At 46.1% G+C, this 12678-nt stretch carries 8 protein-coding genes and 2 riboswitches; of the genes, 6 read left to right on the forward strand and 2 right to left on the reverse strand.

Features of this window, described 5'->3' with window-relative positions; genetic code table 11:
• Positions 1 to 9 precede the first annotated feature (9 nt).
• The 6 genes from DW205_RS04980 (at position 10) to DW205_RS05005 (ending at position 10373) form a co-directional block, all read left to right on the forward strand.
• Positions 10 to 1290 (forward strand): hypothetical protein, encoded by a 1281-nt coding sequence (locus DW205_RS04980; protein WP_005867425.1) that lies wholly within the window; start codon positions 10 to 12, stop codon positions 1288 to 1290.
• Positions 1287 to 3143, forward strand: a complete 1857-nt coding sequence (locus DW205_RS04985) for a DUF5074 domain-containing protein (RefSeq protein ID WP_005867424.1) — start codon at positions 1287 to 1289, stop codon at positions 3141 to 3143. The genes DW205_RS04980 and DW205_RS04985 overlap by 4 nt, the downstream gene beginning before the upstream one ends.
• Positions 3144 to 3154: 11 nt before the next feature.
• Positions 3155 to 3354, forward strand: a riboswitch (cobalamin riboswitch).
• 45 nt (positions 3355 to 3399) lie between these two features.
• Positions 3400 to 4737 carry a threonine/serine exporter ThrE family protein gene (locus tag DW205_RS04990; protein ID WP_005867423.1) on the forward strand — a complete coding sequence of 446 codons (1338 nt, stop codon included), beginning with the start codon at positions 3400 to 3402 and terminating at the stop codon, positions 4735 to 4737.
• Positions 4738 to 4852: 115 nt separating this feature from the next.
• A riboswitch (cobalamin riboswitch) is annotated at positions 4853 to 5049 on the forward strand.
• 77 nt (positions 5050 to 5126) lie between these two features.
• Positions 5127 to 7466 (forward strand): TonB-dependent siderophore receptor, encoded by a 2340-nt coding sequence (locus tag DW205_RS04995; protein WP_005867422.1) that lies wholly within the window; start codon positions 5127 to 5129, stop codon positions 7464 to 7466.
• 14 nt (positions 7467 to 7480) lie between these two features.
• Positions 7481 to 8575 (forward strand): PepSY domain-containing protein, encoded by a 1095-nt coding sequence (locus DW205_RS05000; protein WP_005867420.1) that lies wholly within the window; start codon positions 7481 to 7483, stop codon positions 8573 to 8575.
• A gap of 79 nt (positions 8576 to 8654) precedes the next feature.
• Positions 8655 to 10373: an ATP-binding protein gene (locus DW205_RS05005; RefSeq protein WP_005867418.1), complete on the forward strand. Its 1719-nt coding sequence runs from the start codon at positions 8655 to 8657 to the stop codon at positions 10371 to 10373.
• A gap of 130 nt (positions 10374 to 10503) precedes the next feature.
• Here DW205_RS05005 and DW205_RS05010 read toward each other — a convergent pair whose 3' ends face one another.
• Both DW205_RS05010 and DW205_RS05020 read right to left on the reverse strand, forming a co-directional pair.
• Complete coding sequence (locus tag DW205_RS05010) at positions 10504 to 11061, reverse strand: DUF2284 domain-containing protein (RefSeq protein WP_005867416.1); 558 nt, start codon at positions 11059 to 11061, stop codon at positions 10504 to 10506.
• A 323-nt stretch (positions 11062 to 11384) separates the two neighbouring features.
• Positions 11385 to 12668, reverse strand: a complete 1284-nt coding sequence (locus tag DW205_RS05020) for an Ig-like domain-containing protein (protein ID WP_005867415.1) — start codon at positions 12666 to 12668, stop codon at positions 11385 to 11387.
• Positions 12669 to 12678: the final 10 nt, after the last annotated feature.

The raw sequence follows: 12678 nt of genomic DNA on the forward strand, positions 1-12678 counted from the left end.
AACAGCGTTATGAGACAAGTTTTATATCTATTCATTTCAGGTTTCCTAGCATTTCTATCCTGTACCCAAGACAAGATACAGATGGTTAGCTTGGGTATCGATGATGTCTATTATCTGCCCCGCATGAAAACCTATCTACTCAGCCCAGCCTTTACCGGCGACGAGTATCGGTGGACACTGCACCGGAACGGGACGGACTCTCTCGTATCTACCGAACGTTCTTATATCTTCCTCGCGAAAGATACGGGCACCTATCAGATGACCTTCGAGATCATCGATAAGGAGACCCCCTATAAGCACGATTTTCGTTTCGAGGTGATGCAGGAGGAAATAGAATATAGCCCTTATTTATCCAAAGTGTACGACTTTTGTCCCGCACCGGGTCAGTTCGTCAATACGATGCCCGAATATGAGGAAGGCGATACGAAAGAAACCATACTGAAAAAGGTAGAGGAGAATATCTCCGGTACGAACGACGTGATGATTTCCCTCGGAGGATACGGAGGATACGTTATCTTCGGCTTCGACCATACGGTCATCAACGTCAAAGGGAAGAAGGACTTTATGATCCTTGGGAACTCTTTCTATTCCGACCTGCCGGAATATCAAGAAAAAAAGGGAGGCAGCTGCGAGCCCGGTATTGTCATGGTCTCTTTCGACACGAACCAGAACGGCTTACCGGACGATGAATGGTACGAACTGGCCGGTAGTGAATACTATAAACCGGAAACCATCAAGAATTATCGCATTACTTATGATCGTCCGGATCCCAACAAGATCCCCGAGCCAGACATGGGCCAGCAATGGAGTGACGCTACTTATGTACCATGGAAAGATAATCAAGGCAATACCGGTTATATAGCGAAAAATATATATCATACGCAAAGTTATTATCCGATGTGGATTGAAGAGAATTCCTTGACTTTCTCCGGTACCCGGTTAAAGGATAACGCTACAGACGAGAGTGATACGGGTAAATACTACGTACTCTATTCGTATCCATGGGGATACGTGGATAACCATCCGAACGATTACAAGGATCTGAACAGCTTCGATATCGAATGGGCCGTGGATGCGGAAGGTAATAAGGTGGAATTACACGGCGTGGACTTTATCAAGGTATACACGGCGGTAAACCAATATTGCGGTTGGATCGGAGAGACCTCGACGGAGATTATCCGTGCGCAGGATTTACACATCGCCCCCCCTTCCATCATCGTACCCGATCCGGTAAGCGAACAAATGAAATTACAATATGATCAAGCAATCTTAAAAATAAAAGGCTTATGAAAAAGACGATTACCTTACTTCTCTGTACGTTCGCCACGAGCGGCCTAATGGCCCAAGGCAATACCTCATGGATCGCCGCCGGCATCGATCAGGCCCAAATGAGGGATGTACCGTCACAATCTTCCATCCTGCGTTCCACGGATATGGATTACAGTCAAGGTACATTTATCGTAAACGAGGATTGGTACGGCCATCAGAACAGTACCGTCAATTTCCTTACTCAAGATGGAGAATGGCACTATCGTGTCTTCCAGACCGAGAATCCGGGGCATGAGTTAGGATGTACCACGCAATTCGGTACGATCTATGGCGATAAGTTCTACCTAGTCTCTAAGCAAGAACGAGATCCCGGGGCAAAAATCACCGGAAGCCGGTTTGCCGTATGCGATGCCAAGACCATGAAGGTGATCAAAGAATTCAAGTATATCGCCCAAAACGCCGAGGGCAAATCCATAGCCGACGGCCGTTCCTATCTTCCGGTAGACGAGCACAAAGGCTATATAGGAACCAGCAACGGTATCTGGATCTACGATAGCGATAAGATGACGATCGGCAAACAAATAGAAGGTTCCGGAAATCCGAACGCCGATGGATACGGTGAGTTGTATTATGCCCAGATCGGTACCATGGTACGTGCCAACGACCTTGTCTTTGCCGTCCATCAACAATATGGTTTATTGATAATAGACCCGAAAACCGATAAAATTATCCGTACCATCGCCGCCCCGATCGAGAAAGAGACCGTAAAAGGGCAAGAGAAGGAGATTCAACGAGGTTTCGGCTCTATCGTTCAATCCAAGGATGGTACGCTCTGGATCAGCATGACCCAGAATACGGCCGGGGATGGTTCCGCCTTGGAATATATGCTAAACTTGAACCCCTATACCTTTAAGGTGGACACGGTAAAGATCCCGTTAAGCGAGACCATCGGTGTCGTTCCGAACTCTTGGTACGCATGGACCGCCGACGGTTTCTGCGCCAGTGCCAAGGAAAATAAAATCTATTGGAACGGACAGCCCAAAGAAGGAAGCTGGTTCACCGGCTACCAAATCTGCGGATATGATATCGACAAGAAGCAATTCTTCCAATTGATCGACCTTAGGAAACTGGACTGGGATTGGCGCTTGTACGGAACCGGATTTCGCCTTAACCCAAAAACCGACGAGCTATACACCTTCTTGTATCATGAATTCCAAGATCCTACGCACATGTTAGCTCGTATAAATAACAAAGGCGAAGTGGTACAAGAATATTCGATGATCGTAAACTATTGGTTCCCCGCTATCCCGGTTTTCCCGGATAACGCCGCACCGGTAATATCTTCCGATTTCCCTTCCTCTATCGTATTAACCGAGGAAAAGCCGGTCTATAAACTCGCTTTAGGCAATATGGTGACCGATGAGGACAATATGGATGCCGCCATCGTAAAATCAGTCTCATCCGTTACTCCCTCCAGCCCGATTAACGCGATCGTTCGTAATGACTCCTTAATTATCAGTACAACCTCAGATATCAAGGAATATCAGGAGGCTACAATAACCGTCCGCTTCAACTCGAACGGAAAGATCGTCACCAAGAACATGGTCGTAACAACCGAAGAAGCACCGACAAGCATAGAAGAGCTATCGCAGCCGACCTTGAAAATCTATCCGAACCCGGCGGTTAACTCGATACAAATCAATATCGATACCCCGGCGGAGATAGAGATCTATACATCTCGCGGAACAATGGTCCGGAAATCCACGATCAATCCCGGAGAATCCATCAACGTAAGCGATCTATCCCAAGGCCTCTATTTCATCCGTATCATAACCGGAGGGAAGACAGAGACCGTAAGGATGATTAAGAAATAAAAAAAATTCCTTACCTTTGTGCCCGAATTGGTTTCGTAATGCCTATTCGGGCATACGGATTAAAAGGGAATCCGGTGAGAATCCGGAACAGTCCCGCTGCTGTGAAACTCCTTTAACATTCTAATACTACTTTCGCCACTGGCTCAAGGTAGTCGGGAAGGCATTAGGATGGGAGCTAGTCAGAAGACCTGCCATTCATTTAAGATTCATATCCTCGTGGACTAGGATATAGAGTACAACATAAGAATTAAAAGAAATGATGACAGACAAGGAAGTATTGTTGTTACGGCGCAAATTGGATCTTTTGCTCCGTACGGGAAAATTGTTGATGGAAAGTGCCGCCGACACGAATCGTATCGAGCGAAACATGAAACGAGTTGCCGCCTTTATGGGTATCCCCGAGGAGAAACTGCATATCGATATCCGATGGACCATGATCATGGTGAACGTAAGCGATGAGCGAAATTCCTTCTCCAAATTCCAGAAATGCGAGAAGCACGGAATCAATATGACGGCAATCTCACAGGTAAGCAAGCTTTCATGGCGGGCGATCGAGCAAGATTATTCCTTGGATAAATATGAGGAAGAACTGGAGAAGATCGTTCACCAACCCCGGAATTATACCCCTTATATCGTAGCCATCGGAGCGGGATTCGCATGCGGAGGATTCTGTAAGCTATTTGGATGCGACTGGATGGCATTCCTATTCGCTTCCATTTGCGCTTTCGTCGGGTTTAGGGTACGGGCCCGCTGTGTCGAAGCTGGACTTAACGTATATATGAGTATCGCCGCGGCCGCTTTCGTATCCACCTGCTTGGCATATGCGTCCTCCTTCTCCGGGCTATCCGACACACCTTATCATCCATTATTAGCCTGCGCCTTGTTTATCGTGCCGGGCGTACCCTTGATCAACTTCGTGGATGATATGCTAGACAATCATTTGCTGGTCGGCATCACCCGAGCCTCCAATACGGTCATGATGGTAGCCGCCATGACCTTCGGCATCGCGTTCGCCATGCGGGTACTTGTCATGAATGATGTCGAGATAGATCATAAGTTCAGTGAATTGAGTATGGTTCCACATGATCCGTACTACATATACGCAATAGCGGCAGCAATTTCGGCCATGGGTTTCTCCATGATATTCAACATCCAGCGTCGGCTATTATGGGTAGTGGCCGTAGGAGGTATCATCGCCGTATGTACCCGTAACTTCGTAAACTTCGAGTTGGGATATGGTCCCGTAATCGGCTCGTTCATGGGAAGTTTCGTAGTCAGCGTGCTTGCCGTCAAAGCCGTCCATTGGTGCCACGTTCCCAATCATGTGCTGACCATCCCATCGGTTATCCCCATGATCCCGGGAGTCTTGATGTATCGTTCTTTATTAGCGTTCATTAATCTGCATGGAGTAATCGGTGAGGTCACAAACGCATTCTTCAACGGGATCAATTCCGCACTCATCATTCTTTGTATCTCACTCGGTGTAGCTGTCCCGAACATCTTCGCCCGTCGTTACATCGCCAAAGATCGCCAACGACATTTACAAGAGGAACTGGAAAAGCGCCGGGAAAGAGGGAAGTTCATTGAATGGTGAAAAAACTTTTCCATAAAGATTAGTCCGGGAAAAACTATCGCATAAGGATATGCCAAATTGTTTAACACGTTCAATATATTTAACATATTTCATTAAAAAAAGCCCTATCAATACTATACTTTTGTGACGTTTTGGTGATAGATGTTGCATTCCGCAAGTCTATAAAAGGGAATTTCGGTTAGATTCCGGAACAGAGCCCGCTACTGTAAAACCCATAAGGAGGAAAGTTTCTTCATGCCACTGTCTTTTTTAAAGATGGGAAGGTCGCTTTCCGGGTTAGTCAGGAAACCTGCCAGACAAAAATAAGGAATAGATTCTTCCGGGATTTTGGGGAATCATTGGATCGATTGCACTGGAGATGTAAACTGCGTAATTAATTTTTATACATTATGAGACATTTTTATTTGTTCCTGCTAATTGTTAGCGGGATTGTTTTGTCTGGCACCCGAATGATCGCTCAAAGCAGGCCATCGGTGGGAAGTATCAGAGTCGTATCCGGTACGATCGTAGATGAGGATAACAAGGCGATGGCGAACATTGTCATTTACATCAAGGGTACGGATATACGAGTTATTTCAGATACGGACGGGTATTTCTCCTTACCACTCAAGGACACGAAGGAGCACGTACTAATCACCAACAGTTACAACACCGTCTCGGCAATCCGAGATATTCCCGCGGGAGAAGGGAATTACGAGATGGATATCCAGTTATCTTACAAGCTACTAGGACTACCCGAGGTAGATATCGTCGGGGCGAAACCACAGAGTTATAACTCCGACATCGCTAATTCGGCTACCCGTATGGATATCCCCGTGATGGAAATACCCGGAACCGTAGGCGTAGCGACCCGGAAATTATTGGAAGACCAACAGGCTACCACCATGACCGAGGCCGTAAGGAACCTGGGCGGCGTGAAAGGCGGACCTTCCGGTGAGGCTTCCAACATCAACGAGGTCTTCTCTTCCCGTGGTTTCTCCATGACGAACTCCCGTAACTATTTCAGGAACGGGGTACGATACCTAAAGTTCTCGAACGACGCTCTATCCAGTATCGAGCGCATAGAGATCCTCAAAGGCCCGGCATCTGTCCTTTATGGAGCGGTAGAGCCCGGAGGTATCATCAACTTTATCACCAAGCCGACCTTATATACGCCCCGGTATGGCGCTACGATCAGATACGGCAGTTACGACTATAAGCAAGCCTCTATCGACATTTCCGGCCCGCTGAATGCCAAAAAGACCATTCGTTACCGCTTGAACGGAATGTATGAGGATGCCGATAAATTCAGGAAACCGCAAAACAGCAAACGATACGACATCACCCCAGTCATCGACATTGACTTAGGACGCAAGACCACCCTTAATATCGATGCCGATATCTTCCGGGATAAAAGGACTCAAGATCCGGGCGTTTTGCATATCGACAATGAGGTGATAAATAACGGATTCAAGACATTCCTCGGCGAACCGTGGGCCTATGGCAAGTTTACCAATAATAGCGTTGGTTTCCAGTTGACCCACCGTTTCAACCAGAACTGGTCATTCAGAAGTTCCGCCCGCCAATATTTCACGCATGAGGATCGTCTGTATTTCCAGATGAAAACCCCTCAGAAGGACAGCACAATTACCCGCCGTTTGGCACATTGGGACGCAAAAATCAATTATACCAACGTATTGGAGGAATTGAATGGTAGTTTCAAGACAGGTTTTATCCATCATAAAGTAATAGCGGGCCTAGAATATGGATGGCTTACCAACCGAAGGAAAGTAAAAGGGAATATGTACACCCCGATTAGTTATGTTCATCCGGAATATTCCGAAGAACCAGTTGATTTCGAGATGGAACAGAGTACAGACTTACGTATCACCCAACGTACCTACGCGATCTATCTACAAGACCAAGTAAGCTTTTCCGCTCAATGGAAGTTATTGCTTGGCGCCCGTGCGGACTGGGTGAACGATAAACAAGATAATTATATTAAGGATAAAAAAACGGATGAAAACAATTTTGCCATCTCGCCTCGTGTGGGTCTTGTTTATCTGCCCATGCCCGACTTGAGCCTATATGCTACCTACAGTCAGTCTTTTGTCCCTCAATCCGGGCAAACGAAGGATGGCGAGGCATTCGACCCGATTACCTCTAAACAATGGGAAGCGGGAGTCAAGAAATCATTCTTCAACGATCGCTTGAGCACCAGTCTGGCCTTCTATACCTTGTCGAAGACCAACTTGCCGACGATAGACCCGGAAGACGAGGAATATAAGATACTGATCGGCAAGCAGACCAGCAAAGGTATAGAGCTTTCGGTAAACGGAGAGATCACCCCCAGTTGGAGCGTAGCCTTCAATTACGCATATACGCATGCCGAGGTAACGAAAACGAACGACGAGACCTATCCCGTAGGTACGCAACTGGCCAATATCTCACCAAGCCAGTTCAACCTCTGGACCTCCTACCTAATCCGTAAAGGCCCGGTTAAAGGCTTATCTTTCGGCGGTGGTTGGTACTTCCAAGGTAAATCCTACGGAAACATGGCACATACGATCGATCTGGACGCCTATCATCTGGTTGACTGTTTCGTGGCTTACAAGCGTAGTTTCTACAAGATCTCGGCGAACTTGAAAAACGTATTCAACCAAGAATATTATACCGGATCCCAAGGGAACTATCTTTTATTCCCCGGCTCGGCCAGGACGCTGATGGTTATGCTAGCGGTCAACTTCTAAAAAAGGCACAAGACATGTCGCATAATTCGATCATTAAAAAGATCATAGTAAAGTTACATTTATACACCGGACTCATATTAGGGCTAGTAATAACCCTAATATGCCTCTCCGGCACAGCGATCGTGTACAAGCCGGAACTTGAAAAACTATCTGTCAAGGATATCGCTTTTGTCAAGCCAGCCTCCCGAACCGTGCCGCCGCAAACTTTGTTAGAGAACGTAAGATGCGAATATCCACAAGCTAAGATCAATAATATGGTCTTATACGGAGGCGAGGATTGCGCCTACAGTTTCCGTACTACATTCCCGGATGAGAAAGGCCGTATCCAGATCTATGTCAATCCCTATACAGGGGAAGTTACGGGAGTGGACAGATACCGGCATAAGGTTTTTCAATGGTTATACGACTTTCACGTGAACCTGCTATTGAAAAAGCAAGGAGCTACCATCGTCGCCTTATCGGGATTCCTGTTGATTTTCCTAACTCTCTCCGGCTTTCTATTATTACCCAAGCGTCGTATCTTCTCCGTGAGCCGAAAGATGGGCTTGAGAGCCAAGCTTTTCAAGTCGCATTCCATCATAGGTATATGTACATCCCTCTTTTTGCTGGTCATCGCTTTTACCGGCTCCTACTTCGGGTTCAAGAAAGAATATCAATCTTTCTTTGAATCCATATCCGCAGGAAAAGCAGTCGCACCGGCACCAAAAACTGATAAATACACAGGTGATTGGGTATCATTGGATTCCGTTTTAACGACCGCCCAAGAAGAGTTCAAAGAGGGAACCCCGACAATGATATTCTTCCCGAAAGACAACACGTCTGTTTTCTCCGTACGGATGTATCGGGAAGGGGACTTCGAAAGAACTGGAAGCAACCATATCTACATCCATCCTATTACCGGCAAGGTCGTCGCCATAAACCTCTGGAAAGACAAACCGGCCGCCGAGAAGCTTGTCCGCTCCATGTACTTTGTCCACTTCGGCACTTTCCTCGGGCACTTCTCCAGAATCCTATGGATCCTCATAAGCCTAGCCATACCGTTCCTCTATTTCACGGGAGTTTACCTTTGGGTTATTCGCAATCGGCAGAAACATTTCCCTTTCCGGTAAACATAAGTCCAGTAAATCGCATCGCATAAGGAAATTTCGTATATTTGTAATATTGTGTAATTAGGAAAAAAGAAATGTCATGGCACAAATAACGATTCCTTATGCGGTAGCGGATTTTATAGATTTACGGGAGCGTAAATTCTATTATGTGGATAAAACGAACTTCATCCCCAGATTGGAGAATTATAATGCCCCGGTCTTCCTGCGTCCCCGTCGTTTCGGGAAAAGCCTACTCGTATCCACTCTTGCCTGTTACTACGATCGCACCAAGGCCGATCGCTTCGAGGAATTGTTCGGCGGCACTTGGATCGGGGAGCATCCGACGGAAGAGCATAATCGTTATATGATCGTGCGCTATGATTTCTCTGCTATGGCCATGGCCGATGACATGGAGGGGTTGGAGCAGAATTTTAACCGTTTGAATTGCTCTCCCGTGGAGATCATGGTGACACACAATCGGGACTTATTCCAAGACTTCCAGTTTACCACCAAAGGCAATGCCTCCCAAATGCTGGAGGAGGCTTTGGGGTACGCCCGCGAGCATGGCCTTCCAAAGGTATATATCTTGATCGATGAGTACGATAATTTCACCAACCAATTATTGACCGCCTACAAGGACCCGCTGTATGAGCAAATAACCACGAAGGATAGTTTCCTGCGTACCTTCTTCAAGGTTATAAAGAAAGGTATCGGCGAAGGCAGTATCCGTACCTGCTTCTGCACGGGTGTCCTTCCCGTGACGATGGACGATCTGACCAGCGGATATAATATAGCGGAGATCTTGACACTGGAACCGGAGTTCTTGAATATGCTGGGGTTCACGTATGAGGAAGCGGGCGCTTACCTGCGTTACGTGCTCGATAAATATACGGAAGGACAGGATCGATTCAATGAGATTTGGCAATTGATCGTGAATAATTACGATGGTTACCGCTTCTTGCCGGAGGCCGAGCCTCTGTTTAACTCCACGATCCTGACCTATTTCTTCAAGAAATTCGCCGTGCGTAAAGGCGGGATCCCCAGGGAACTGGTGGATGAGAACCTACGTACGGATATCGGTTGGATCCGCCGCTTGACACTATCCTTGGAGAACGCCAAGGAGATGCTGGACGCTTTGGTCATCAACGACGAGTTGCCGTATAACGTTCCCGACCTATCCAGTAAGTTCAATAAGAAGAAGTTCTTCGATAAGACCTTTTATCCTGTCAGCCTCTTCTATCTGGGTATGACTACGCTACGTAACAATTATCGCATGGTACTGCCCAACCTCACGATGCGCAGTATCTACATGGACTATTATAACGAGATGAACCATATAGAAGGTGGCGCTCCCCGTTATGTACCCACCTACGAACGCTTCACGGAAGACCGCCGTTTCGAGCCGTTGGTGCAAAACTATTTCGAGCAGTATCTCGGGCAGTTCCCGGCGCAGGTGTTCGACAAGATCAACGAGAACTTTATCCGTTGCTCCTTCTTCGAGCTTTGCTCCCGCTACCTAAGCAGCTATTATACGTTCGCCATCGAGCAGAACAACTCCGTAGGCCGTTCCGATTTCGAGATGACCGGCATACCCGGCACGAACTATTATAAGGATGACCGATTGGTGGAATTCAAGTATTTCAAGGCGAAAGAGGCCGAACACATGCTGGCGCTAAACGCTCCCCGCCCCGAGGACGTGGCGCAAGTACGTGCTTACGCCAAGGATACCAAACTGAAATTCCCTATATATAATGTACGCTCGTACATTGTATATATCTGCGCCAATAAAGGATGGAAATGCTGGGAGGTTACCGAATAAATAAAGCCTAGCCGTACCACTCCTCCATTTCACGAAGTTAACTTCATCGACAAAGTAAGTTAACTTCATCGGCAAAGTAAGTTAACTCCATCGACGAAGTAAGTTAACTTAAATGGCAAAGTAAGTTAACTTACCAAATCGGGGTTTCCCTATCAGATAAGAATCCACTAACCAAAAGTAAATATTCCGGCAAATTCCGATTCTCGGACCACTTCATCTCTATACCGAACAACTCCGAGGTAGTACGTCCCAGATCGAACCCACAGGCCTCAAGGGAACGACGAATCCGCAAGGGGTAGCGGCAAGCCTTACCAGATCTACGTGTACACTCTTCCCAAGGGCAAAGGATACAACTACCGGCATAAAACGCCCGCCCATTATATTCCTCCTCCAACGCAAGAAGACGTTTATCCAATCGGCTCCTTTCCCTATGCATCAACTCTTGCCCCGCTTCCACCGCATCCGGCACATCCAATACGACAGGAGTAATCCGCGTACAAACAATCAATAGATTCCGAAAACTGGATAAATAGTCCTCCGAATCATTAAAAGGCGGACAACTCCAACTGTTCCCATACCTACGGCACTCCCGGCAATAGGCCATGAAACGCCGCTCATCCCGATAACGTAAGATATAATCATCCACAGGGATGGTTCTTGTATAATCGTAGCTTTTATATTCGATCATATGAAAAGAAAATTTTCTTGTAAAGAAATAAAAAAATCAGCAACTACATACATTATAATACAGGGAACACAGTACAGCTACACGTGAAGCTTTCAATGAAAAAACAATGGCATGGTATTATGGCGATATACTCCGGGATCGTCGCAAGGAACGCAAATCAACCCAAAAGAAGCTAGCTTGTAGTCCGATAAAAAGATATATGATCTTACCGTTGTAAGATGTATAATCTTATCGCCGTAAGATCATACATCTTTCACGGAATCAGTAACGCTAGAGTACTCTCATGAGTAAGAGAGAGCGCTCTAGCGAAATCAAGAGATGATTTACTTCACGACAAACTTAACAGAGACTTTCTCTGTACCTTTTACCGCTGTAAAGCCATAAACACCTTTATTCAAGTTTACTGTTTTCACGTCATCAGAAGAGGTGATCACATAAGTAGATACTACAGAACCTGCGGTGTTCGTGATGTAACCGGTATAACCGGCTAGATCTTTTACATGCAAGGTATTGTCGGAATAAGAGATGTTTGCGGTTGCGGCCGCTGATTTCGTGGCTGTACCGGTTACGGTTACTTTACAGTACGTGTTATATTTACCATTAGCTGTAATTAATTTGATTTCAGTTGTACCCGGAGCTACAGCCGTAACTTTACCCGTTTGATCAACTGTCGCAACAGCAGTATTCTTAGAAGACCATACCGCACCCGTTAAAGAAGCATAAGCAGATTGTACAGACGCAACTAATTGATAGGTTCCACTTCCACTCAAAGAAATAGCTTTCTTATTAAGCCAAATGATAGGAGTTGCCGCTACTAAATTATCACCCGGTTCTGTTCCCGATGTCGTTCCCATAAAACTATTCCAGCTCCAAGCATCCCAAGTACCATTCTGGACTTTTCGGCTTGATGCCCCGTATCCGGAATAAGAGAAATCTTGAGTATAGGAATCACGAACGAAATAACTCCAATAACCGGAATACCAACCAGCGAACCAGTGGTTAGTTGCCGTAGCCGTAGCCACCCAATAGTCATAATCATAAGCAGGATAACTTGTTCCATTTGAACCAAATGGATGATAAATAACACCTGATGATTTTCCTTGGTTTATAGCAGTTCTTGCAAGTGTTGCCGCATTATCTGGATAAGTATAACTAACATGAGCTTTAGCGCTGTCTAACTGAAAAGATATTTGCATTGAAGTCGCTCTTGGTTCACAGTATCCAATGCCATTAATCGTATAACCCATTGAACCTGTATATTGAACCAATCCAACCAAACGGGGATCAGCTTTCATCACAGACTCAAATAGGCTCAATCCAGAAATGGTATCTACATCAGCAGACCATCGATATCCCCATACCATATTATCGGGTACGGTTTTATCAGTATCATGCCAAGTCAAAACTATAGCCGCACGGTTTTCACCATCACCTACCCAGAAATCAATACTGTCAAAAGAAAAAGTACGGTTACTCCTTGCGGACATCAAAGCCGCTTTCTGTTTTTCCGCCGGTAAATCCGAACGTAACACACCTTGTACCATACGCTGTGCGCTGATACTTCCCGCCATTAAGATTAATGCGAGAAAAAGATAAAGCTTTTTCATGCTCATCAAT

It is taken from the genome of Parabacteroides sp. AM17-47, assembly GCF_003434625.1.
In the GTDB taxonomy this organism is placed as follows: Bacteria; Bacteroidota; Bacteroidia; order Bacteroidales; family Tannerellaceae; genus Parabacteroides; species Parabacteroides distasonis.